This window comes from bacterium (assembly GCA_037128595.1).
Classification (GTDB): Bacteria; Verrucomicrobiota; Kiritimatiellia; order CAIKKV01; family CAITUY01; genus JAABPW01.
Genome location: JBAXWB010000020.1, coordinates 68,463 through 92,461, shown reverse-complemented (window position 1 = coordinate 92,461; position 23,999 = coordinate 68,463). Strand labels below are relative to the sequence as shown.

Here is a 23,999-nt window from a genome sequence, read left to right as displayed (position 1 = left end):
AGCGGAATATTTAGTGGTATTGAAAAAGTTATTGGCGGCAGGAAATGATGTCCTAGTCGTAAGCAAACCTGTTCTCTCCTGTATCAAGGCATTATGCGAGGAATTGGAGCCCTATAAGTCACAGATACTTTTCCGATTTACGATTGGATCTGTGGATAATGAGGTCTTGAAGTATTGGGAAAATAAAGCCCCTAAATTCGAGGAACGGTTGGCATCCTTGAAATGGGCTTATTCTCAAGGATACCAAACAAGTGTCTCAAGCGAACCTATGTTGGATCTCGAAATTGACCGAGTTATTCAAGCGACCCGTCCTTTTGTCACCGATTCAATCTGGTTGGGGCGAGTCAATGGGCTCCGAGCGGCTATCTCCCTGAATTGCCCTGGAGATCTTGACGCAAAAAACAGGGCGAATGAATTGCTGCGGGGACAGACTGATAACTTTCTACGGGAACTTTATGAGCGATACAGGAATGACCCGATTATCAAATACAAGGACAGCATGAAAAAAGCCGTTGGTCTGGAGCTTCATACCGAGAAGGGATTGGACATTTAAAGAATTTCCCCGCTGGCAAAGTAGCTAGCGGGGACAACAACTGCGATGACGACTAGAGCCCCACTGGTCATCGCTTGAGAAATTGGGCTGGGAAAGGAAGTGATGAAGGATGGTACATTAAATATTATAAAATCGATTCTTGATAACGATGACTCTGTAACGCAGGAAAACAAATCGGCAATTCTAGCGTTCTGCAAGAATCCAACTGCAAGGACTGCTCCCGCTATATCTCAACCTGTAAAGTATCTAACCCCAAATCAAGTTGCTGATAAACTAGGGGTCTGCTTACGTTCCGTTCAACGCTGGATTTCAACGGGACAATTGCCTTCCAAAAAGTTAGGGGAATGCAGACGGGTTCCCTCTAACGCACTCGATGACCTTTCCGCCCTATCCCCAAGTAATGCTGCCGCTAAGAGGGAATATAGACGGATCAGCACAACAACCTTACATCTTAAGCATCTCAAGCAGGATGAATTGGAGAAGGTGTCGTGAGTGTCATGAGGAACAGGCTACCAAAAGGATGTTTAACGAAGAAAGGCAACGTATGGTGGTGCCAATGGAAACATAAAGGCATTCCATATGGTAAGTCCCTTGATACTACTATTAAAACCGAAGCCGAATCTCGCATGAAGACCGCTATCGCTTCAATTATAACCGATATCTCTAAAGGGGACTTCCTCCAAAATTACGGAGAGCCGACCGAAAAACCTTTGATCATCAATAATGACATTCAACTTTCAATGGCTTGGAAAGCCTTCGAGCAATCTGTAAATCGCCCAAACCCTGCCAAGAATACTTTCAAACAGTATGCCTACCAATTCAACACCTTCATTAAATGGATGAAGCAAAATCACGCTGAGATTACGACTGTCTCTGGGGTCAAGAAAGTCACTGCCCGTGAATTCGCATCGCATATCGGCTCCAACCGAAGAGGCAATACGTTCAACAAATACATAAACATCATGTACATGGTATTTCGCACCTTGAACGACACTTTGGACATTCAGCTTAATCCTTGGGACAACATCAACCGAAAAAGATTTGAGCAGATGGGGCGCAGACCATTTTCCAGCCAAGAGGTTGAAACAATTTTATCAAAAGCAACTGGCGAGACATTGACCCTATGTCTTCTTGGCTATCATACAGGATTTCGACTTGAGGACTGTTGTCGTTTGGAATGGCGAGAAGTTGATTTAGACAAACGCATGATCACTCATTCGCCTTTCAAAACGAGAAGTCGCAGACCAAACCATTTCATTAAAATGCATATTCTTGACGGGCTCTACCACCATCTTTGCGAATTAAAAAAGCAAGCAAGCGGAAAATATGTTTGCCCTGCCTCTGCATCCTCCTATCTCAAGGACATTGGCATTGTTTCCGATAGGCTACAAAAGTTCTTTAAAAATGTATGCGGGTTCAAAATCCATCATGATGAAACTGGATGCGATGGCAGAGCATTAGTCGAGATTGGGTTTCATTCTTTCCGCCATCATTTTGTTACGAGACTCAAGGAATCAGGGGTTGATTCGGCGGTTGTTAGAGATCTTGTTGGATGGGGCAGTTCCCAAATGGAAAAAACATATACGCATTTTTCAGATGCCCATTTGACCGCATCGATTAAGAAACTTGATAACTTGATTGCCATCTCTTCCAACCCTGAGTCAGCCGTAGAGGAAACCATGCCCCTCCCGCCTGTTGCCCTTACTAATCTTTCAACCGTTGCCGATGATGAGTTAGCAAAGACCTGCAAGGCATTACTTGAAGAAATTGAACGCCGTAAAAAAGCATCTTGATTTAACCATAACCCAACCTCATCCCCACCCTGTCGTAACCAGTCATAACCTGTCACACCCTGTCGCCCATTTCTCTTAAAGGTGAATGGCATTTGTCTTAAAGGTGACAAAATAGCGGTTTTATTGGGGTATTTGATAAAATGTATTCCTGTAAATCTGCTGGCTACGCCTTCTAAGGTTCGAATCCTTATCCCACCACCACTTCTTAAAACCGCGTATTCCCTAGGGAATACGCGGTTTTTTCATGCCGACATCTAAAGAGCGCCTTCCGGCGCTCTCTACCCCTTTCGGGGTAGTTCGGTGCAGTTTATAGGTGCAATATAGACGGCACGCTCGGCGCACCAACCTGACTGCTCAGCCAGCAGCGGCGTATACGCTGGCATCGTGATCCGGATAGGCAGTATCCTTTTCCGACGGAGCGATCCATTGTGTCATGCGGGGTACCCTTCAAAAGCGTTTGCCGATTGCTGAAGATGTCACAGCCATTTGCTCATTGTAAAGGAGATTGAAAATAATCGGTGGATATTATCGGTTTTTCCCACCTGCTACCAAGAGCTATGAAAGACCGTCAATCTGATGACCGCGCGGTTGTTGAGGTGAAGATAAAAGGCCCACGTGGACGTGCGCGGGGGTCTTCCATGGATTCAGGGATCTTCTCATTTCTTCTTGGTGGCAGGCGTAGCCCAGGCAGGCCATTTCAACACGATGCCGCGCAGGTGCTCGATCGCCTCCAGGACCCGTTGTTTTGAGGCACCGGCCAAGGATCCCTTTCGTTTACGGATATCCGCCAGTTGATCGGCCAGCAGGCCCATGATTCGCTGGGCGTCGGCGGCCGCATCCTCGCGGGTCTCACCTGCCAACGCGACACCTGCGGAGGCCGGTTTCGGGTTCTGCGGGACCGCCTTGCCCTCCAGGGCGTCGAGTGCCCGGTCCAACGAGCGGGCGCTCATCTGGCTGAGGGCGGTTTGCCGCCCGGTTCGCGGGTCGGTCAGTAGCGTATCGGGTGTGAGTGTGGCGGCCTTCTCGTCAGGCAACGCGGCGAGGCGATACAGGGCGGTGGGTTCCAAGCCCAAAAAAACCGAAGCGCTTCGGTTTTTTCCAACGAGCCTGGCGACCCGCATGTAATTCTGCGCCGTGTCCGCCGAGTAATGCACATGCCCTTTCAGCCAGCGCTGCCAAGCGGTCCTGTCCGGGGTCTTGTCGAGCGCCTCTTTGGCGGCGATCAGCTCGGCGCCAATCCCAGCCACAATCCGCCCCATTTCCTCCCGCGCCTGCCGTTCCTCTTTTTGCAATTCCAGAATTCGCTGGGTATGCCGCTGGATCTCGGGATCGGTCAACACGTCTATCGAGTTCGTTTTACTCATTAGGTCACATCCTTCTTCGACATGTTATTTTCTGCGGATTATGACATGAAGTTTTTACTGCACGTTGATCACTTCTTCTTGGAAACCTTGGAAGCCCTGGAACTCTTTACTGACCTTTTCGCCTTGGCCGGAGTCTTCTTTGATTCGCTTTCACATCCGCAGTCGCATCCACAACCCTCCTTGGCATTGGCATAATAAATATCGCAGAGGATCCCTATCAATTCGTTGCGGGTCATCTTGGAAATGGCCTCCTTGAATTCATTGCGGGTCATGGGTGCATCTGCCTTCTGGGTCTTTTCCGTTTTTGTTTTTGTTTTCATGGGTGTGATTATGGCAGGGCACTCACGAACAAGGCAATAGTGATTTAGTGAATGTTAGCGACGAGACGCGTCGGCAGGAAAAAGAAAGGCCCGCGCGTATGTGCATGGGTGGGTCTTTGAGTTTACGTCTGGTGGCGGCCGACGTCTCGGCGGCCGATTAAGCGCAGCGCCAGGGGCGAATCGTTCGCCGGGGACGGCGAACGCCACCTGTGCTTCGCGCAGAGTTTCACGGGACAGTTTACGCCAAAAATACGCCTTATCCGGGCCTCGGATGCTTTTCCGCAACTACACCTCATTGACCCGATGATCAACGATAGGGACTTTTTCCGACACCCATGAACGAAGTCTTGAAAGTTCGAAGGGTTTAGAAAAGATCGTACACCCCATTTGAGTGGCTTTCAGAAGATCCGAATCGCTCCAATCACCCGACATCACTCCGATTTTCTGATACCTGCAACTTTTGCGTTTTAATTCTTCAACAAATCTGAACCCATTCACCAAGGGCATATTCACATCTGTCAGGATGACATCAGGGCATCGGTTTGTGAATATCGTGCAGGGACAGGTCTGCGAACAATAAGCGGGGCAAATTTCGGGATTAAGGTAGGAATCAACTTTGTGTCCCCACTTCTCCAATGCCCCTTGAATCATCGATAATACGGCAGGATCATCATCCATCAGCAGAACATTCATATTAATTTCTCCTTCATTTTGATGAGTCTGTCATGAGTTGGTAAGCTGGCAAACGAGCAATCCCGGCAAATGGCATATCGCCGACACTCGCCAAGCCTGACTCTTTTCAATCCATTGAATCTTGTAAAACATTATTGATACCATCTTTGAATTCTTATGTATGTAGGCTATGGTGCTTCTTTTTGCGAAGGGAACGCCTTACAGAAATGGCATTTGTAGGCACGGTTCGGAGCCACTTATGCCGATTGCTACCCGCGAGATTGATTCCTTTAGTCTTTTCACTGATCAGAAGAGGGGCGAACTTCGGCAAAAAGCAGGATATTCTTGGCGGAAACTCAATACCCCGCTAGAGTAACCGAAGATTTAGCCCTTACTTTATTCCAACGCGCACTAATCAAGGAGGAACACATGAATGTTTGCATCGTGGGCGGCACCGGCAATATCAGCACTAGCATCGTCCGTGTCCTTCTGGAACAAGGACATGAGATCACCTGCTACACCCGGGGGAAAACCGGAGCATTTCCAAAAGAAGTCCGCCGGATAACGGGAGACCGTAATCAGCGTGCTGAGTTTGAAGGCGCTATGCAGCGGGAACACTTTGATGCCGTCATTGATATGATCTGCTTCACCGGCGACGATGCCCGGAGCGATCTCCGCGCCTTCCCGCATGTCGGGCATTTCGTCCAGTGCTCCACCGTTTGCACCTACGGGATTGAATCCTTATGGCTGCCCATCACCGAGGACCATCCTTTGAACCCCATTACCGATTACGGCCGGAACAAGGCCGCCGCGGACGCCGTGTTTCTTGCGGCCTATTACCAAAATGCGTTTCCCGTCACCATCATCAAGCCCTCCACAACCTACGGGTCTCAACTCGGCTTATTGCGGCAAATCGCCTGGGACTTTTCCTGGATCGACCGGGTGCGTAAAGGCAAACCCATCCTGGTCTGCGGGGATGGCAACGCCCTGCATCAATTTCTCCACGTGGACGACGCCGCACTGGCGTTCGCCGGAGTCCTAGGCAAAAAACATTGCGTCGGACAAACCTACAATCTTAACAATGGCGGCTTTATATCCTGGGCGAATTACCATCGAACCGCTATGCGGGTCATCGGCAGGGAGGTCGAACTCAAAGGCGTCCCGTTTGCAGTGCTGGAAAAACAGAATATCCCGAATTTCGAAATCTGCCGGACTATCTTTGCCCATATCACCTATTATAGCGCCGCCAAAATCTTCCGGGACGTCCCCGAATTCAAACCGGTCATTTCGCTGGAATCAGGAATGTCCGAGGTGTTACAGGCTATGGATCTTCAAAAAAGGATTCCCGACTCCGACACCATTCAATGGGAAGACGACATTATCTCCGCATTGAAAGGTTTAACATGAACACATTTCCCCGCACTACCGTGGGAGGGGTCTCGCTCTCTCGCATGATCATTGGCACCAACTGGTTTTTAGAAGGGGGCATAGGGACAGGAGATTTGTTTAGCGGCCATGACATTTCATCCCTTTTCCCCTTGATTATTCATTCAGAAAATCATCGACCCAGAAATTTCAGTCCATTCTGCAGGCACCAGCCGAAATCTGGATGGAAACACATCAAATCAGCTCTACCAACACAATACCGGATGATGGCAGGGTTTGAATCTACCGCCGAAATCATCCGAAAGACAGGTTATCAGTTCACCCGCCGTTTATGCTGACACTGGAGGTCCAAATAGATCCACCCGTAACTGCCGGGCGGTAAACATATCGCCCCAATCCCCACCCTTCATCGGCTTGGCTCCCGCCTCACGCTTGGCGCTAAAATGCGTCCGGTGCCGACCAAATGCTTCTTCCACAAACACCTGACTCCCGATGATCGCTCCATCCGTGAAATACCGGATCCGACTTCGCAAAATTTCGTTCAGCGGCAGTTTACCTTTTTTCTCAATCACCGCCGCGACAGCCTCTGCACTAAAACCATTTTTTACCGGCTGACCAGTCTCACGAACCCCTTGCACTTCCCCGGAAACATACAGCAACTGACGATATCGCGCCGAGGCCACGTTCCAGTCCTCTGCCACATCCCCCTCCTTCACTACCGCCATCAATCCTTCCCTCGCAGGTTTTGAGCCCCCCATCGCCTCCCCATATCCGCTAAACCGGAAATCCTTTGGATCTTTGACCAGCCCTGCCCTCACCGCATTTAAATCAATATATGCCGCCATCCGCATCAGCGTTCCAGGGCTCCCCTCCACCAATATGCTTTTAAACCGTTCCTCCCACAGTGTCCCCTTCCGTTGATGCCGTCGGTTATACGAAAAACTCACCCGCTGCTTCAGCGTCTTCACGAATTCACCCAGATCATACATCCGATAGGTGAACTCCCTCTTCCGGGATTCAGCCGCCTCGTGATCCCCGTTCGCACGCAGGAACGCCAATTGCGATGCCACATTTTCAACCACGGTCTTATCATAGAGAAATGACAACCGCCTCCCCAACTCCCCATCACTAACCTCCTCACGTTCAGGAAGATATATCAGGGCGTGCCAATGATTACTTAAGCAAGTCCAGGTCATGATCCGCACCCCGGCAAATTCCGCCACAGCCCGCAGCGTCTTACGAAAACGTTCCTTCTCTCCATCATCAAATACCATCCGCCGATCCACCACCCGCGACATGATATGATAATATGCCGCCCCAGCCTCCACGATCCTCGCCGTTCTCATGATGTCTCCTTCCTGGCAAACTCGACATGGCTACCCCATGCATCACTTAACGGCTAAAGCAATCATTATATTGTAGCTTAATTTAACTAATTTCCTGTCCCCAGGATTTCCCCGGCTTTTGCCGCACGCCCTAGGATCGCACCCGTTGTCAACCATACCGGGATCGGTCCATATCCCGCGTAGGCACGGTAAGAGTTCCACCGGTAGCCAACGGAGATGATGGCGTCCAAATCATCGAAGTTAGTGGCATATTGCTTGCCATCGGCGGCAGTTATTCGGAAATCCCGAATAACTGAGTCTTCAGGGCAATCAACTCTGGGTACAAAAGATAGAATTGCCGTATCAGGCGAAGATTTTGGACAGAATAGGCGAATCGTCCGCCAGGACGGCAATCTTCTCATTTCTTCTTGGTGGCAGGCGTAGCCCAAGCAGGCCATTTCAACACGATGCCGCGCAAGTGCTCGATCGCCTCCAGGACCCGTTGTTTTGAGGCACCAGTCAACGATCCCTTTCGTTTACGGATATCCGCCAGTTGATCGGCCAGCAGGCCCATGATTCGCTGGGCGTCGGCGGCCGCATCCTCGCGGGTCTCACCTGCCAACGCGACACCTGCGGAGGCCGGTTTCGGGTTCTGCGGGACCGCCTTGCCCTCCAGGGCGTCGAGTGCCCGGTCCAACGAGCGGGCGCTCATCTGGCTGAGGGCGGTTTGCCGCCCGGTTCGCGGGTCGGTCAGTAGCGTATCGGGTGTGAGTGTGGCGGCCTTCTCGTCAGGCAACGCGGCGAGGCGATACAGGGCGGTGGGTTCCAAGCCCAAAAAAACCGAAGCGCTTCGGTTTTTTCCAACGAGCCTGGCGACCCGCATGTAATTCTGCGCCGTGTCCGCCGAGTAATGCACATGCCCTTTCAGCCAGCGCTGCCAAGCGGTCCTGTCCGGGGTCTTGTCGAGCGCCTCTTTGGCGGCGATCAGCTCGGCGCCAATCCCAGCCACAATCCGCCCCATTTCCTCCCGCGCCTGCCGTTCCTCTTTTTGCAATTCCAGAATTCGCTGGGTATGCCGCTGGATCTCGGGATCGGTCAACACGTCTATCGAGTTCGTTTTACTCATTAGGTCACATCCTTCTTCGACATGTTATTTTCTGCGGATTATGACATGAAGTTTTTACTGCACGTTGATCACTTCTTCTTGGAAACCTTGGAAGCCCTGGAACTCTTTACTGACCTTTTCGCCTTGGCCGGAGTCTTCTTTGATTCGCTTTCACATCCGCAGTCGCATCCACAACCCTCCTTGGCATTGGCATAATAAATATCGCAGAGGATCCCTATCAATTCGTTGCGGGTCATCTTGGAAATGGCCTCCTTGAATTCATTGCGGGTCATGGGTGCATCTGCCTTCTGGGTCTTTTCCGTTTTTGTTTTTGTTTTCATGGGTGTGATTATGGCAGGGCACTCACGAACAAGGCAATAGTGATTTAGTGAATGTTAGCGACGAGACGCGTCGGCAGGAAAAAGAAAGACCCGCGCGTATATGCATGGGTGGGTCTTTGAGTTTGCGTCTGGTGGCGGCCGACGTCTCGGCGGCCGATTAAGCGAAGCACCAGGGGCGAATCGTTCGCCGAGGACGGCGAACGCCACCTGTGCTTCGCGCAGAGTTTCAAGGGGACTGCAACTGGAAGAACCGCACGGTATTCGTAAACGACAGGGCTGCCCGCCACAGACCGTCAGTCTGGATCAACCCAGCATCGATATTCTCCCACGTGACGGGCGTCAGCAAATTGGTAGTCGTTCTCAGATGATAACCATCCGCTGTCACCGGCCAATTCAGTTCCAGAGTGACCCCTTCGCGTGATAGCGCCAGGACCGGGGGTGCCACAATCGCCACCACCACGGGTGTCGACTGCACCTCATGGCCCGCGGCATCTGTTGCCACAGCGAGCAGGGTGTGAATGCCGGGCGAAGGCGCGTGCCACAGCAGTGGACCGGTTGTTCCCGGCACCCTCCCGAAACTCACGCCATCGATGAACATTTCTATCCGGGTTACTGCGCCGTAAGGTTCGGTGGCGCTCGCATCCAGGACGAGTTGCGAGGGTGCGGCGAATACCGTGCCGTCGCCCGGACTTGTAACGGTGACGCTGGGCAGCGTATCACCGATACCCGTCAGCTCGAGATCGAAACCGAGATCGGTGCTGTTTGCTGCGGCCTGATGAACCTCGGCGGCGATCAAGTTTCCCTGCGCGACAAGGTTTGATAAGGCGACGGTCGTGGTCGCAAGCGCATGCTCGGCCGCAAACCCGTTCAAATTCGTTATCGCGGTCGTGGTTGAAGTAAGGAGACCCAAGGGCATGTTGTTGCGCAGAATTTCCGTCCCGTTCAGATAGACACGCACCCCGTCGTCACGCAAAACATGCAGCGTCAGGCTCTCGAGTGTAACGTTGGGCGACGGGAACGTGCGCCGGAAATAAGTCGTTATATACTTGTTCAGGGCCTCGTCGCCATAGCTCACGACCGTGGCCTCGTCGCCCTTGCCATAGCCGAGCTTGGCCGGGCCGCTTTTCCAGCCAGTCAGCCGGCCGCGAAACGACAGCGAGCACCAACTCGCCCCCGGGAATACCCCGGTATCGTTGTAGCTCCACAAACTGCCAAAGGGCACCAGGGTGTAGAGCATCTTCCCTGAAGGTGGCGCAACCGACAGGTGAATGTCCGGTGATGTGGCGAGTACAAACGCGTTCAGCACGCCTCCGCGGCCCACCGCGTGGAGAACGTGTTCTCCTGGCGGCACATTCGTCCAGACAAAGGTGAAGGGGGCCACGTTGTCCTGCCCGATCTTCACGTCATCGGCGTAGAAATCAACTGCGCCAACAGGCGTCAAGGTGCGCATGGTGCTCCCCCCTACAGAGGCCGTGACGATCACGTTGGTGGGCGCGGAGACAATACTGAAATCCGCCGGGGTCGACAGGACGAGCCCCGGGGGCACGCTGTCATCGCCGGTGTTGAATTGCCAGACCGGTCCCGGGGTGCGGAAGACGCCACGCTTGGACACCACCTGCCAGTAGTACGTCGTATTCGTCATGAGGGGGCCCTGCACCACCCACGTGGTCCCGCTTGTGTTCCCGAGATACTGCTCGGTATCGGGCGGATCCACTGTTCCCAAGTAGACTTCAAAGACGGTTGGGACGGGCGGGATGGCCAGAATACTAATCTCATCAAGGTGCACGTTCAGGAAACCGAGGGCATCTTCCCCCACGAAGGCAAGACGCACCTTCTGCCCGCGCCAGGCGCCGAGGTCAACCGTACGCTGGGTCCAGTTGCGCAACCGGGTTTCTCCCGATTGTGTACTGAAGAGTACCTGCAGGGTCTGGTTGTTATCGGGGTCCCGCAATTCAACACGAAACTGCTGGTTTGTGGCAAAGTCCGCCGCATGGTTACGAATGCAATCGGTCCAGGAAAGGACCACGGCCGAGAGCTCCTGGGGAATCGTGATGTCCTGCCAGAGTGCGTGGCGTCCGTTCCCGCTCTGCCGCAGAAGGGCGCTGGCGATACCCGAAAACGGCGGCAGCGGGCCATCCGATGACTCGGGGTCTACTGTCCCGTTGTTTCGAATCCACCCTCCCGCACCAATGTCTTCCCTCGTCCATCCTGTCAGCCCCGGCGCATCGAAATTTCCGTTGATCACCAGTTCACCTTCAACGCGCCCCCAGGATAGCACCGGCTGCAGCGCGACATCTTCCGCCAAGTTGGATGGCTGTGGGTCGAACACCTCGGGCGGTCCATCATTGTCATAGATGCGCATGGAGCAGGTCCCGGCCTGAAAACGGGCGGCCTCCGCGACAACCGTGCCCCACCGCATACCGTCGACCACCGCGTCATCCACAATCCCGATATCAAAAAATGCGTTGCTATGCCCCGCCAGGATGGTGACAGAAGCAGGCGCAGTAAGTTCGGTGGTGTCGGGGGAATGGAGATCGACCACCAGGTTGCTGGCGATAAAGCCCGCGAGGGACACCTCGCCTTGCCCCACCAGGAGGCCGTCGCCCTCCTGAGCCGAGTTGGGCAGCCGTACCGTGATGTTGGTGGGGTCATTATCGGCAATGGAAACGGAATCGGTGCCGGAGGTCCACCCGGCCACGCTGGCGATCACGCCGGCGCTGCGCGGGGTGCCCAGGAGGTTGTCATCCAAAGCCGTCACCGTGAACGTGCCGGAGGTTGCTCCTGAATGAATCACCGTCATGGGCCAATTTACCTTGAGGATGTCCGGCGCCGTTGCCTTGAGCCAGACCGGCACATCGTCCTGCACCGGGCGATCCGTGGTGACAACGCCAGCCACGACGGAATTTTCATACGCCGAGCGGGGCAGATGTACCTCCAGCGTGGCAGTCTCGTTATCGTCCACAACGATCGTGTCGGTCGCCTTGGTATGCCCCGCCGCCGTGGCGGTAAGCGTCGCTACCTGCGAGCCGTCGAGGATCGCATCATCAACGACTGTGATGCCGAAGCCAGCCTTGGTCTTGCCGGCAGGAATGGTGACAGTGGCAGGTACCACGGCCTCGCTCGTATCGCTGGACGTGAGGTTCACGAGCAGGTCATCCGGCCATGGTTGGTCAAGTTGCACGACACCGCCGATGTACAGGCCGTTGCCGCCCTCTCGACCGTCAACCGGCACCGTGAGCGTCATCGGCACATCGAACGCCGGCGGCACCTCGCCGCACAGCGGGTAGGTGCTGAGATCGCTGGAAACCCAGTCTGCCGGCTCACCCGTGCCGCGTGACAGCCCGATGGCGGAAACCGGGGTATCGCTGGTCCCCAACCACGTGAAACGGACGATTCCGTTAAAGAACAACTCCGCCTGGAAGTTGTTGAGCTCGTCGGCCGAGTATCCCGTCACATTGTCCCAGGTGATCACGAGACGGTCGGCGAGTTGTTTCCACGTTACCGTTCCTATATCCGGGTCGGGCAGGCCGTCGAATAACTGGGCGCGCATGGACTGCCAGTAATCGCCCCCCGGCGGGCCATTGAACCCGTCAACATAACCGTCGCGGCTCACATAAACCGTGTTGGTCTTTGTGCCGAAAAGGGACACGGTCTTGCCGCCGCCCAGGGTAATCGTGTCGCCATAGGAGGGGATCTCGGTACCGCCCGACGGATCCGTGGGAAAATCGACGACCTCGGCGCGACAGAGGGTATAGTAGTTCTGTGAACCGTCCGGCGTGAATGTCAGGGTCGTCATTCCCAGATCGAAGGGGCGGCCATAGGAACTGAATTTTTCGGTGTGGTAGTCCCCCTTTCCGATGCGCAACGTGAATGAATTGGTGATCACATAACCACTCAACTCGTCCGTGAAATAGACATGCCGTGTAGAGATACCGACCCCCAGCGCCGCCACGGCCGATGGATTGATGCCCACCTGGATGGTCTTCTCGCCGCCGGCAGGCGCGAGGGTTCCGCTGGCCGATGTACTGACGAGAGGCAGTTCTGCGGTAACATGCCAGGGCATGGCCATGGCGCCCTGGTTTTTGAGGGTAAAAAGCTGGGAGGCCGGGACAAACGGACCGCCCACGGGCCCGAGAATCATCTGCCCATCGTGAGGGCTGACATCGAGCGGTTCTGCCAGCTTGAGGTGAAACGTGCTGCCCAGCACTTGTCCCGTCGTGTCATCAGTCACGTCCAGCTTCAGAAGGGTGTCCCCTAACGGCAGGGCATCCAGGGTATCCGCATCGAAGGATACGGTCAGCGTGATGGCCTGGCCAGCGCCAAGCGTCCCGCTGGAAGGCACAACCGTGAGGGGCAGTTGCGGTGCAGCGGTCCAATGGATGGCGGCACCTCCCCGATTCGTGATAACCAGCGTGGTGCTCAATGGGGCTGGCAGCGCTCCCGTAAAGCCCGAAAACGTTGTTACGGCGGGCGGGTTCGCCGCCAACGGCTCCTTGACATTGATTGCGAAATATCGCAACTGGGCCACGTCCGTAGCGGTGTTCGTAAAAAGGATACTGCGCAGGACAGGGCCAACCGCCAACGCGTTCGCGCCTGAACCAACCGAAACCGTGACGCTGGTTGTGGGTTGGGCGACCGTCAACGTGCCGGACGTGGCCGATAAGTGGAGCGGCGCCGTGGCTCCTGCACTCCAATTCAGGTTGCCCCCGCTCTGGCGCGTCAACGTGAACACCTGGAGCGAGGGGGTGAACGGTCCCCCGTAGTATCCCTCGACATTCACGGCCAAGGTTGGAGTGACGCTCAGTATATCCGGCGGATCGAAACTTTCCAACAAGCCGGTAGTGGTCGTGTTCGGCGCTGCTACGGCGCTTGCTCCCATGCCGCGCTTGGCGAACGCATCCCAGAGTTCCTTTTTGTCCGCGCCACCGGTGAGGACCAGGTCGGCCTGTAGAATCGCGTCACGCGCCTGGAGGAATGTCGGATCCGCCGGCGAAAGATTCATGCCATCGGTGACGAGTTCAAGGATACGCTGATTACCGACGGCATAGCCATACTTCTGGATCAGCTTCGCGCGGGCTTCCCAGAGCGTCACGCACCAGACCTCGCCGGCCATGTGCACCTCACCCGCCGGCATACCAACCCACAGGGGACTGACCGGCACGCCTGAGTGCGCATTGGCCTGGGCGGGATCGATATCCCGGAACGTGAGCGGATTAACCGACAGGTCTGTGCTGTAGGGGTAGCGCCGGCAGCCAAAGTAGTAATTGTCGCCGCCGGCAGCCCAGGTGTGGCGGTTAAAGATCATATTCTTAGAAGTATAGGCGCTGAAAGGATAGTGGCTGTTGGGGTCAGCCCCCGGTGGGGTCAACAGGGCCAGCGCGTAAAAGTCGGACCATCCTTCGCCCATGCACGCCGTCTGATGCGCGTTGATCAGGAGCCCTCCACCAACGCGCCGGTTGCTCAGCCCATGGGTGTATTCGTGCAGGATTACTTCGTCGTCAAAATCCCCGTCACGATCGGGATTCGGGGGCGTGCAGAGGTACATCTGCATGCGCGGCGCACTGCCGTCCATCGGCGTGTGGAAGTTGGCGTTATCCGTTCCTTCGCCATCCTGTGCGTCGGCCTGCACCGCGTCTCCATCCTGGCCGCCCCTGCCAAAGTTGTCGGTCTGGAAATTGCCGGCTGCCTCGGTGAATCCCAGATCGTAGAGCTTGTCGTGCATCCAGTTGCACCAGTAGAACAAGTTGACGACCGCTGCCTTGCGGTAGTCGGAGGGCGGCTGAAGCAAGGCGACGGGAAAGTCGAAGGTGCCGGCGGGAGAACCTTGCGGGCGGGGCGTATCGGCAACATTGTCGGCATCCAGGTCGGTGTGGGCATCGACGTTGTTTCCCAAGGTCTCGTTGGCCGTAACCCAGCCGTCCGGGGAAGCGGTGGCACTGACCGCCGTCAAGGTAACCAACGACCGTGCGACGTCCAGTGGCTGGCTGGTCTGGCCTGGTGCGGCATAACCCGGCGAGTGCGGGGTTGGACTCCCTGCGGTAAAGACGCGGTACTTGGCATTTACCGCATACGATGTGTGAGCTTCGCGAATCCACATGGTGCCGGTCTCGACATCAACGAGTACGCGATACAGTTCGCCGCGGGCCTGCCCGGTGAGCCAGACTTCCCAACAGAGGCGCAGGTGCGCGGCATCGAGGGGCAACCAGGTTAACCCCGCTTTCGCCTCTCCCTTGAGTGCCCCGCCGCGGAACCGCTGGGACTGCGTGGCACCCACGGGGGTGTCGAGCGCGATGAGGGTGGCCGCCAGTTCAGGGGATTCCCCCACGCTAATCGAGGCGACAACCACGGCCTGTGTCGCGGTCACGGGCGGTGCCACGACATTCGCGCGGGAGCGGGGAGAGCCCGCCTCGGCAGCCGCGGCAAGGTCAGGAAGAAACTGGCTTGAGATGTTGACGAGTTCCCCGCGCGCTGTCGCATGGGCGATGAAAACCGACTCGAAAACCGGAATTCCGTCAAACTCCTGCGCCCACACGATGGTCTGCAATCCACTATGAGCGGTCACAAACTCCCGCTGGACCTTGGCCGTTTCCAGTACGCTGGCGTCATGACCGAAAACCCCCGCATGGTCAGTAACGAATTGTTTCGCAATGCTCCGGACATCGACGGATGGTGCCGCCTGAATTCCGGTTGTACCGGACACACGGGGTGCCGTGAGAAAAGCATCGTCCGCCCTCAGCCATTGAGGGCTACCGAGCAAGGTGTGCCGTTCGATGCGGAGAGTGGGCACGAGCAGACGCAAACACTGCTCTGCCGCGGTATGGTCGGATGGAGTCGCCGCAACCGACATCGCGGTACGGCGCACCACAACGTCGTAGCGATGATCCACGTTTGGCAGTCCGCTATCCTGCAGGCTGATCGACTGGCCCACCGTGTCCGAGATGGATAACGCAAGCCAACCCAATACCGCGGCGAACAACATCGTCCATTTTCGAGCAAGCCTAGTCAGGTTTTTCATTCTTGTTTTCCTCAAGACCAATCTAGTCAAAAATTGCAAAAGCGATGTCTTTCCAAAAAGTTTGATATGGATGGATAAGAAAAACGCTACCTGCGCAATACGGGCAAATGACCGTTGAGACCACCCCAAACAACGGTTTTATGGATGCAAGAATGGAAAAATCCGGCATGAAGGTCAAGTTCAGTAATAAACGGGCACATCTCCAAGTTTTGGCGCTTAAGTAGCCCAGAGGGATAGGAGCTCGTTGTTTTGCGAGCTTACAGCGACGAGGTGACAGGGACCGGATGCGGAGTTGCAGAAAACCCGCGTGTGCGTGCGAGCGTGGGTCTTTCTCGATGGCGACCGGTGGCGGCAGGCGCTGACAGAGTAGCGCCCTCCATTGAGTTTTGATGAGCATGACATGAGTTGGGAAGCTGGCAAACGAGCAATCCCGGCAACTGCCATATCGCCGACGCTCGCCAAGTCTGGCTCTTTTCAATCCATCGAATTAGGTGGAAGATATTGATACCATCCCTGAATTGTTTTGTATGTAGGCCAAAGTGCTTTTTTTACGTAGGGAGCGCCTTACGGAAAATGGTATTTGTAGGCTCGGTTTTATACCGCTTATGCCGATTGTCCCGGGAGAGAATGATTCCTTTTAGGCTTTTCACTGACCAGAGGAGGGACGAACTTCGACAAAAAGCAGGATATTCTTGGCGGAAACTCAATACCTCGATAGAGTACCCGGAGATTTAGCCCTTACTGTATTCCAACGCGCACTGATCAAGGAGGAACACATGAATGTTTGCATCGTGGGAGGCACCGGCAATATCAGTACCAGCATCGTCCGTGTCCTTCTGGAACAAGGACATGAGATCACCTGCTACACCCGGGGGAAAACCGGAGCATTTCCAAAAGAAGTCCGCCGGATAACGGGAGACCGTAATCAGCGTGCTGAGTTTGAAGGCGCTATGCAGCGGGAACACTTTGATGCCGTCATTGATATGATCTGCTTCACCGGCGACGATGCCCGGAGCGATCTCCGCGCCTTCCCGCATGTCGGGCATTTCGTCCAGTGCTCCACCGTTTGCACCTACGGGATTGAATCCTTATGGCTGCCCATCACCGAGGACCATCCTTTGAACCCCATTACCGATTACGGCCGGAACAAGGCCGCTGCAGACGCCGTGTTTCTTGCGGCCTACTACCAAAATGCCTTTCCCCTCACCATCATCAAACCCTCCACAACCTACGGGGCTCAACTCGGCTTATTGCGGCAAATCGCCTGGGACTTTTCCTGGATCGACAGGGTGCGCAAAGGTAAACCCATCCTGGTCTGCGGGGATGGCAACGCCCTGCATCAATTTCTTCACGTAGACGACGCCGCACTGGCGTTCGCCGGAGTCCTGGGCAAAAAACATTGCATCGGGCAAACCTATAATCTCAACAATGGCGGTTTTATATCCTGGGCGGATTACCATCGCACCGCCATGCGGGTCATCGGCAGGGAGGTCGAACTCAAGGGCGTTCCGCTTGCAGTGCTGGAAAAACAGAACATCCCGAATTTCGACATCTGCCGGACTATCTTTGCCCACATCACCTATTACAGCGCCGCCAAAATCTTCCGGGACGTCCCCGAATTCAAACCGGTAATTTCACTGGAATCAGGAATGTCCAAGGTGTTACAGGCTATGGATCTTCAAAAAAGGATTCCCGACTCCGACACGATTCAATGGGAAGACGACATTATCTCCGCATTGAAAGGTTTAACATGAACACATTTCCACGCCGGGATTTCCGGTGACCGCAGACACCCCGCTACGTGGCGTCGATCAAACTGCCGCGGCGAAGATTCTTGATGAGCAGAAAAGTCTTGGCGTGACTTTTTGTATGCCCCACCAGTCCACCACCGATGCTTTGTTGGACCGTTGTACCCGCAAGATACGGCACATGGAGACGCTAGCGGCGATGATCCGCGAGCGCGGCATGATTCCGGGACTTTCCACGCATATGCCTGAGGCGATCCCCTATGCCGACGAGAGCGGCTTGGACGTGGCGACCTATATCTCCATTTACAACGCCATGGGATTCCTGATGCAGGTCGAAGTTGACTGGACCGCAAGGATCATCCAGGCGGCTCAAAAACCAGTCATGACGATCAAGCCCATGGCCGCCGGCCAGCTGCGCCCTTTTCAAGCACTCCAGTTTGTCTGGAACACACTCCGGCCGATCGACATGGTCACCGTGGGGACCATGACACCCAAAGAGGCCGCCGAATGTGTAGAGCTTTCCATGGGCATCCTGGAAAATCGCGCCTCCCAAGTAAAACTGCAGGAAACACGCTCAAAGGCCTCGGTGAAACGGCAGGGAACTTGATTGCGCCAAGATGTCAGCAGCCCTCGATTAGGATTTCGCTTTGTGGGGTTTAGCCAACTTGTCCGTCTTCCGGAGTTTCTCCAACGCTTCCCTGTCAGCCTTGCGTTGTTCGTTGGCGGCTTTGAAGGCGGCACTATCCTTGTTAGTGAGGGCGGTTTGCATATTGGTGAGGTCCGTGATCACCTTCTGGAGGGCGGCGGCGATATCCGTATGCCCTTTTGCCGTTGCCTTTTGAAGTTCCGCCTGACGTTCTGCAAGATGTTTCTGGATTAGAGCCGACAGTTCTTCTTGACTGAGATGCTTCACGCCTTTTTCGCCTTCTATCCCTGCACCCTGAGCCACTGCTGCCTCAAAGTCTGTGGTGGCTGCCTGTACAACAAACCCGATGAGACACATTCCGAGGATTATAACGACTTTCTTCATAACTGTTCTCCTTGTTTAACTGTGCTACTCGTATTCCAAGAGTCATCCATTGATTACCAGAACGTTTGGAGGAGTGTTATTATTGTACAAATAATAATCAATTTACACTTCAGCTTGGTAAATGTAACAAGCCCGCCACATCCTCATCCTGTAGATCCTGTATATCCATGTGCAAAAACTCGTTTCCGGCAAAAGCTGTGGCCGGTCAAACGTCATTCGCAACGAGTCTTGTCGGCCCAAGCCCGTTTTTCACTGCTTCAAGCTCTTCTTGGCGGACTTGATGAAGCGACCAAATGATCTGTCCTTCCTCCTCTTCTCGGCATAGGAGAGGTCATGGAATTCGCTCTCCTTCTTGAGTTTAAGGTAGCTCTGATACCGATCCCTACACAAGGTTCCATTCTCCACCGCCAGCAGGACGGCACATCCAGGTTCCCCGGTATGGGTACAGTTTGCAAAGCGACACTCCCTGGAGTGATCGCGAATCTCGGCGAAGGTGTCGTCTACCCCATCGCTCGCTCTAAGCAGGCCCAACTCGCGCATTCCCGGCGTGTCGATCAACATGGCGCCATTATCAAGGAGGAGCAACTGGCGACGGGCGGTGGTATGAACACCTTCACCTGTCCCGCTGACGGCCTTGGTGTCAAATGAATCCTGTCCGATCAGTCGGTTGACAAGGGTGGTCTTCCCCACTCCCGAGGAACCAAGCAGGCAGTATGTTTTACCGGGCACTAGGAGCGTACGGAACTCCTGCAGCCCAACGCCCGTGGTGTTGCTGAGGGTAAGGATCTTGGTGGAGACGCTTATCTGCTTCACCTGCATGATTGCCTGATCGAGTTGCCCGGGCGAAATCAGATCGGTTTTTGTCAGGATGATCCACGGCTCAATCGCGCCCTCATTTGCCATCACAAGGTACCGGTCAAGCCTAGCCAAGTTAAAATCGAATCCACAGGCCTGTACGATGAAGGCGACATCGATGTTCGCCGCGATCATCTGGAAATCAACAGTCTTGCCGGGGCTTTTGCGACGCAGGAAGGTCTTCCTCGGGATGACGCTATGGATCATGGCGGGACCGCCCGATGCGTGGCATTGAACGCCTACCCAGTCGCCTACACACGGCAGGTCGATGGCGGCCTCAACGACGAAACGGAACTTGCCCGCGATTTCCGCATAAGTCTCTCCGTGCTGATTCCGGATGAGGAAAGCCCCCCTATCAACGGCCGTGACGCGCGCGATACTGTGTCCCGGTTGCAGGAGGGGAGCGGATCGATGTTCAAACCAGCCGTCAAATCCTAGAGCAGTCAATTCCATTGTCTTCACGTTCAGCAAACATATATTTGCTTAACTCACTCCCGTGTTGCCAGCCTTGTATCAGGAGGTGCTAAAGAATTCCGGCAGGTTTGGCTTAAGTCCACGTCAAGCGTGAGTCCGGGCGGGGTGTTGGTACTGACGCAAAACTGATCCAAACCTCCAACAAGGCCTTTAGTGAGAAACTGATGAAAATCCCGGGAGGCTCTGCCAAACCCCAAATTCTCAGACACTTTTTTTCCGTTCAGGCATATAAGCCAACGCTGGTTGTCAAAATCCAATTTTATAGTAAGACGAACCCAGGTGCCCAGGGTTGCTTCCGAAAGCCCGTTGGTAAGCGTCACCCATTGATCCCCTTTCATCCTCTTCCCATCCTGCACGATCATCCGTCCTTCGAGATCAAACAGGAATACCGCAAGCTGATCGGATGGCTCTGACGGAATCAGCGTTCCCCTTTCAATGGCATGAAAATCAATCCAGACCACTTGACTTGGAGGATTGTTGAAAATCCGGCTGACTTCGGATGTCACCGTTTCAGATTTGAACAGGACCGCCTGTTTGCCTTCCCATACAATATTGGTCTGTACCTGCACCGTATGATTGGGGGAGGCCTTCCATTCGTTCTGACCGTTGAGATCACCAAACTTGACGGTATTTGGCTCAAAGCGATCCAGAAACGGCATTTCCCCGGATAGAGGTTGCGCCTGAACCTGATCAAGCCCATCAGCTTTTGGATTTACATTGGCGGCATGAGATGAAGGTACCGCTATTAGGGTTAGAATGCCCAATAAAGGGAGGCTTGTTTTGATGAAATATCTCCACTGTTTTATGGCCGTTTTCATGTTCACCTATAAAGATCAGGTATCATCACAATAAAACCGATTTTTCCACAATCGGGGGAAACCTGATTCTCTATCAGGGGTTTGCCTATGCCAACAAGGCGGACTCACATTCTATTTGAACTGCTGTGCTTCGCGCGGGAAAAACCCGTCCGCTTTTTCAACTTCCCGAGAAACTCATTGAAATCACCGTTGAAGACAGGCATTCTGCATTGAGCACAGACGCATTCACGAACGTAACTATTAGGAGTAATCACTGATGAAGACTTGTTTCAAACACGCACTCGTCGCACTGGCCATCATGGCCGCCACCCTTACCTCCAACGCCGCCGACTTCTTTTTGAAGGACGGCGACAAGGTGGTCATCATGGGCGACAGCATCACCGAACAGCATCTGTACAGCAATTACGTTGAAACCTGGATCCTTACCCGATTCCCGGCCTGGAACATCACCTTTGCCAATGTTGGCATCGGTGGCGACCGGTCGGTGGGAGGCACCAAGCGCTTCAAGCGCGATGTCCTGTCCAACGCCCCCACCGCCATGACGGTTGATTTCGGAATGAATGACGGCGGTTACAAGGCCTTCGATCAAGCCGGCTTCAAAACCTATATGGATGGGTTACAGGGAATTGCCGACCAGGCCAAGGCGGCAAATATCCGCGTCGCCTGGTGCACCCCCAGCCCCGTGGAAAAAACGGAGGAAGGGCCGGCCCTCCAAGGCTACAACGAAACCCTGGAGAAATACTCCGAAGGCATCAAGCAGATCGCGGCCACCAATGGGAACGCGCTGTTCATTGATCAGCTCCATCCTTTTATTTCAGTCATCGACAAGGCCCGGGCCACCGATCCGAAGATCCGCATCGGCGGCGGTGACGTTGTTCATCCCGGACCGGCCGGCCAGGCCATCATGGCCGCCGCCATCCTCAAGGGGATGAGCTTTCCCCTGGCCGTCGCTTCCGTTGAAATTGACGGGGCGGCCGGCAAGGTGGTCAATACCTTCAACTGCAAGATCGACAGCGTCAGCGTGGATGCCACGGGCAAGATGACCTTCGTGCAGCTGGACCAGGCGCTTCCGTTTTTCCCTCAGGAATCCAGCAAAATCCTGCAATGGACGCCCATCATGGAGGAACTCAACGACTACCGCCTGAAAGTGACGGGGCTCAAACCCGGCCAGTACGAAGTCCGCCTTGGCGGAAAGAAAGTGGCGGACTATTCGCATATCGCGCTCAATACGGGAGTCAACATGGCGCAGGCGGTCCTGTCAGCAGGGCCGATTGCCGATCAGGTCAACGCCGTTTGGGGAGCCGTGAAGGCCAAGAACGATTATTATCATGGCAAAATATTCCGGGGAGTCATTCTCGCCGAGGTCAAGATCCCCGATTTCCTGGACATCAAGGTTGATGATCTTGAGGCCAAGCGTGAAGCGGCCCTGAAGAACCGCCTGGCAAAGATGCCCGAATATTTCGAGGCCATCCGTAAGACATTAGTAATGCAGCCTCACCAGGTGGAAATCATTCCGGTCACGAAACCGTAATGGGGCGCAAGTTGCCGGAATCGATGAGGGCATTAAACCGATTCCGGTAATGGCCATCGCATAAGTGGTGCATGTCACCGGGCAGCACAAACATCCCGCCCCCATGCCAGGTCCCTCCGTTTTCCAGAAACGTGGCAAGGCGGCGCTGCAGGGAGGTATCCCGGCGCAAGGCGGCGGGCTCACGCGTATTACCCAGGAACACAAACCAAAGACTGTCAGGCTGGGGAGGAACCGGGTAGAGATACACCGCCCGTTGGAACCGGAGTGGGTTCGACTCCGCCGGCAGAATGTCCGCCAACCGCGGATCCATGAACCAGGTGTTCACGACCAGGGCGGCAAAGGGCCGGTCTGCATGGTGCTGTTGGAAAAAAGCCAGCGCCTGCCGGAAACTATCCGTCATGGCCTCCCAATCCATACTGCCACCGGCTGGAATGTGAAGATCCAGCACGGTAGCCCCCTTGCTGAAACAAGGCATCCAGACCGAACGGTCGAGGTGGACCGGTTTATCCAGAATGCGGCCAACCGGATCAACCGGAAAGCCGGAAAGAGCGGACGGCGTCTCCTTCAACCAGGCGGTCCAGCCCTCTGTCGCGGGGGCCTGATCCCCCAGCCTCAGGCCATCTGCCGCCACACGAGTCCCCTCTTCAGCCAGTGCCAGTACCTGGCCATCAGCGGCACGCTTCCAGACAGAGACCCCACCCCCGTAAGTATGCAATTGGTACTCGAATCGTCCGAGCCGGACATAGGGATCCACCAGATAGGTCGCCAACCAAACGAACTGACTCTCGTAGATGCCGGGACGGCCACGACCACGCAGGTGATTGCCCTCGAAGGAGGCGATTTGCTGAAGCGTCTGGCGGGTGACGGTCCCGGGATAACCAAGATGGCGATGCCAGATAGTGAGGCGGGGCACAAATTCCAGACTGAGCAGCAAGTAGAACAGCCCCGCCTGTTCGCCAAGCCGAGGGAGAAGCGAAGGGGCGCCCCAGGGTGCCCCGTGTTGGGGGGCCACGAACACACGCCAATGCAAATACCAGGCCAGGCTCCGCAACGCCGGGTCGGCGTCGATAACCGCGGCTATCCCTGTCAACAGGACGTCCCGTTCAGCCGGGAGCCCGGCTGCGGCACGACGGGCGGGCACGTCGGCAGGCTCGAGAAAGGGGAGCGGACCGGCCGGCATTTCCGCCATCGCCTGGTCCCAGAACATCGGGGCACCCCCATACGCCGTTGTTTCGCGAATGCCTTCCAGAACCGCCTGCGCCGTCAATATCGTCATCATAGCCTCCACCCGCCAAACCCATTTTCCGGGATTGAAAGAATTTCCTGATCCCTCGGGAAGCATAACACGGGTAAACGGCGGTACCAGAAATTTTCAGAAACCGGCAGACTCCCGCGGGCTTGTGTTTGGTCTTGTTGGCGCTGGTTTCGACAGCTCGTGCTTCGTAGCGAAGGAAGTTTTCGCTGACTTCGCAGAGTAGCAAGCGAAACCCTCCATACTGATTAAAATCATGAAAATATGCTGTGTTTACCCAATGGAGGGATGCGCTCCGTCGCATCCGCTGCACCCCAATAGACAAAAACAAAAGACCCTGCCAGACTCCCCGGGGCAGGTGAATCCGGCTTGATTTTCAGGGCTCAAAACGAATAGCCTTCCCCCCAGCAAAAAAAC

Annotated in this window: 18 protein-coding genes and 1 pseudogene; 7 read left to right on the top strand and 12 right to left on the bottom strand. The window is 54.9% G+C overall.

Annotated elements, in window-relative coordinates; translation table 11 throughout:
- A partial coding sequence (locus WCS52_13095; GenBank protein MEI6168118.1) for a hypothetical protein occupies window positions 1-553 on the top strand: 553 nt, incomplete at its 5' end.
- Between the two features lie 626 nt (window positions 554-1,179).
- Window positions 1,180-2,346 carry a tyrosine-type recombinase/integrase gene (locus WCS52_13090; protein ID MEI6168117.1) on the top strand — a complete coding sequence of 389 codons (1,167 nt, stop codon included), beginning with the start codon at window positions 1,180-1,182 and terminating at the stop codon, window positions 2,344-2,346.
- Window positions 2,347-3,002: 656 nt separating this feature from the next.
- Here the strand turns inward: WCS52_13090 and WCS52_13085 are convergent.
- The 3 genes from WCS52_13085 to WCS52_13075 form a co-directional block, all read right to left on the bottom strand.
- On the bottom strand, window positions 3,003-3,710 hold the full coding sequence (locus WCS52_13085) for a DUF3102 domain-containing protein (GenBank protein ID MEI6168116.1): 708 nt from the start codon (window positions 3,708-3,710) through the stop codon (window positions 3,003-3,005).
- Between the two features lie 68 nt (window positions 3,711-3,778).
- Window positions 3,779-4,030 (bottom strand): hypothetical protein, encoded by a 252-nt coding sequence (locus tag WCS52_13080; protein MEI6168115.1) that lies wholly within the window; start codon window positions 4,028-4,030, stop codon window positions 3,779-3,781.
- Between the two features lie 285 nt (window positions 4,031-4,315).
- Window positions 4,316-4,723 (bottom strand): response regulator, encoded by a 408-nt coding sequence (locus WCS52_13075; protein ID MEI6168114.1) that lies wholly within the window; start codon window positions 4,721-4,723, stop codon window positions 4,316-4,318.
- Between the two features lie 408 nt (window positions 4,724-5,131).
- Between WCS52_13075 and WCS52_13070 the strand changes: the two genes are divergently transcribed.
- Window positions 5,132-6,109 (top strand): NAD-dependent epimerase/dehydratase family protein, encoded by a 978-nt coding sequence (locus WCS52_13070; protein MEI6168113.1) that lies wholly within the window; start codon window positions 5,132-5,134, stop codon window positions 6,107-6,109.
- Window positions 6,106-6,426 (top strand): hypothetical protein, encoded by a 321-nt coding sequence (locus WCS52_13065; GenBank protein MEI6168112.1) that lies wholly within the window; start codon window positions 6,106-6,108, stop codon window positions 6,424-6,426. Before WCS52_13070 ends, WCS52_13065 begins: the two co-directional genes overlap by 4 nt.
- Here the strand turns inward: WCS52_13065 and WCS52_13060 are convergent.
- The 5 genes and pseudogenes from WCS52_13060 to WCS52_13040 form a co-directional block, all read right to left on the bottom strand.
- Window positions 6,418-7,434, bottom strand: coding sequence for a transposase (locus WCS52_13060; protein ID MEI6168111.1), 1,017 nt, complete (start codon window positions 7,432-7,434; stop codon window positions 6,418-6,420). The two genes, WCS52_13065 and WCS52_13060, sit on opposite strands and share 9 nt — an antisense overlap.
- A gap of 182 nt (window positions 7,435-7,616) precedes the next feature.
- A pseudogene (locus WCS52_13055) lies at window positions 7,617-7,736 on the bottom strand (cell filamentation protein Fic).
- A gap of 95 nt (window positions 7,737-7,831) precedes the next feature.
- Complete coding sequence (locus WCS52_13050) at window positions 7,832-8,539, bottom strand: DUF3102 domain-containing protein (GenBank protein MEI6168110.1); 708 nt, start codon at window positions 8,537-8,539, stop codon at window positions 7,832-7,834.
- Window positions 8,540-8,607: 68 nt separating this feature from the next.
- Window positions 8,608-8,859, bottom strand: coding sequence for a hypothetical protein (locus WCS52_13045; protein ID MEI6168109.1), 252 nt, complete (start codon window positions 8,857-8,859; stop codon window positions 8,608-8,610).
- Between the two features lie 226 nt (window positions 8,860-9,085).
- Window positions 9,086-15,874 (bottom strand): M36 family metallopeptidase, encoded by a 6,789-nt coding sequence (locus WCS52_13040; protein MEI6168108.1) that lies wholly within the window; start codon window positions 15,872-15,874, stop codon window positions 9,086-9,088.
- 776 nt (window positions 15,875-16,650) lie between these two features.
- Between WCS52_13040 and WCS52_13035 the strand changes: the two genes are divergently transcribed.
- Window positions 16,651-17,628 (top strand): NAD-dependent epimerase/dehydratase family protein, encoded by a 978-nt coding sequence (locus WCS52_13035; GenBank protein MEI6168107.1) that lies wholly within the window; start codon window positions 16,651-16,653, stop codon window positions 17,626-17,628.
- A gap of 25 nt (window positions 17,629-17,653) precedes the next feature.
- Entirely contained in the window at window positions 17,654-18,229 is a 576-nt protein-coding gene (locus WCS52_13030) for a hypothetical protein (protein MEI6168106.1), read from the top strand.
- A gap of 27 nt (window positions 18,230-18,256) precedes the next feature.
- Here WCS52_13030 and WCS52_13025 read toward each other — a convergent pair whose 3' ends face one another.
- The 3 genes from WCS52_13025 to WCS52_13015 form a co-directional block, all read right to left on the bottom strand.
- Window positions 18,257-18,652, bottom strand: coding sequence for a hypothetical protein (locus tag WCS52_13025; GenBank protein ID MEI6168105.1), 396 nt, complete (start codon window positions 18,650-18,652; stop codon window positions 18,257-18,259).
- Window positions 18,653-18,901: 249 nt separating this feature from the next.
- Window positions 18,902-19,960: a ribosome small subunit-dependent GTPase A gene (gene rsgA, locus WCS52_13020; protein ID MEI6168104.1), complete on the bottom strand. Its 1,059-nt coding sequence runs from the start codon at window positions 19,958-19,960 to the stop codon at window positions 18,902-18,904.
- A 35-nt stretch (window positions 19,961-19,995) separates the two neighbouring features.
- Window positions 19,996-20,799: a hypothetical protein gene (locus tag WCS52_13015; protein MEI6168103.1), complete on the bottom strand. Its 804-nt coding sequence runs from the start codon at window positions 20,797-20,799 to the stop codon at window positions 19,996-19,998.
- A 256-nt stretch (window positions 20,800-21,055) separates the two neighbouring features.
- Between WCS52_13015 and WCS52_13010 the strand changes: the two genes are divergently transcribed.
- Window positions 21,056-22,330: an SGNH/GDSL hydrolase family protein gene (locus WCS52_13010; GenBank protein ID MEI6168102.1), complete on the top strand. Its 1,275-nt coding sequence runs from the start codon at window positions 21,056-21,058 to the stop codon at window positions 22,328-22,330.
- On the opposite strand, the gene WCS52_13005 is transcribed toward WCS52_13010, so the two are convergent.
- Entirely contained in the window at window positions 22,317-23,609 is a 1,293-nt protein-coding gene (locus WCS52_13005) for an acyltransferase domain-containing protein (GenBank protein MEI6168101.1), read from the bottom strand. The genes WCS52_13010 and WCS52_13005 overlap by 14 nt on opposite strands.
- Between the last annotated feature and the right edge of the window lie 390 nt (window positions 23,610-23,999).

Coding starts and splice junctions, on each gene's coding strand:
- WCS52_13070 (MEI6168113.1), top strand. CDS start 5,132: ATGAATGTTTGCATCGTGGGCGGCACCGGCAATATCAGCACTAGCATC.
- WCS52_13040 (MEI6168108.1), bottom strand. CDS start 15,874: ATGAAAAACCTGACTAGGCTTGCTCGAAAATGGACGATGTTGTTCGCC.
- WCS52_13085 (MEI6168116.1), bottom strand. CDS start 3,710: ATGAGTAAAACGAACTCGATAGACGTGTTGACCGATCCCGAGATCCAG.
- WCS52_13005 (MEI6168101.1), bottom strand. CDS start 23,609: ATGATGACGATATTGACGGCGCAGGCGGTTCTGGAAGGCATTCGCGAA.
- WCS52_13060 (MEI6168111.1), bottom strand. CDS start 7,434: ATGAGAACGGCGAGGATCGTGGAGGCTGGGGCGGCATATTATCATATC.
- rsgA (MEI6168104.1), bottom strand. CDS start 19,960: ATGGAATTGACTGCTCTAGGATTTGACGGCTGGTTTGAACATCGATCC.
- WCS52_13025 (MEI6168105.1), bottom strand. CDS start 18,652: ATGAAGAAAGTCGTTATAATCCTCGGAATGTGTCTCATCGGGTTTGTT.
- WCS52_13075 (MEI6168114.1), bottom strand. CDS start 4,723: ATGAATGTTCTGCTGATGGATGATGATCCTGCCGTATTATCGATGATT.
- WCS52_13065 (MEI6168112.1), top strand. CDS start 6,106: ATGAACACATTTCCCCGCACTACCGTGGGAGGGGTCTCGCTCTCTCGC.
- WCS52_13045 (MEI6168109.1), bottom strand. CDS start 8,859: ATGAAAACAAAAACAAAAACGGAAAAGACCCAGAAGGCAGATGCACCC.
- WCS52_13080 (MEI6168115.1), bottom strand. CDS start 4,030: ATGAAAACAAAAACAAAAACGGAAAAGACCCAGAAGGCAGATGCACCC.
- WCS52_13050 (MEI6168110.1), bottom strand. CDS start 8,539: ATGAGTAAAACGAACTCGATAGACGTGTTGACCGATCCCGAGATCCAG.
- WCS52_13010 (MEI6168102.1), top strand. CDS start 21,056: ATGAAGACTTGTTTCAAACACGCACTCGTCGCACTGGCCATCATGGCC.
- WCS52_13035 (MEI6168107.1), top strand. CDS start 16,651: ATGAATGTTTGCATCGTGGGAGGCACCGGCAATATCAGTACCAGCATC.
- WCS52_13015 (MEI6168103.1), bottom strand. CDS start 20,799: ATGAAAACGGCCATAAAACAGTGGAGATATTTCATCAAAACAAGCCTC.
- WCS52_13090 (MEI6168117.1), top strand. CDS start 1,180: ATGAAGACCGCTATCGCTTCAATTATAACCGATATCTCTAAAGGGGAC.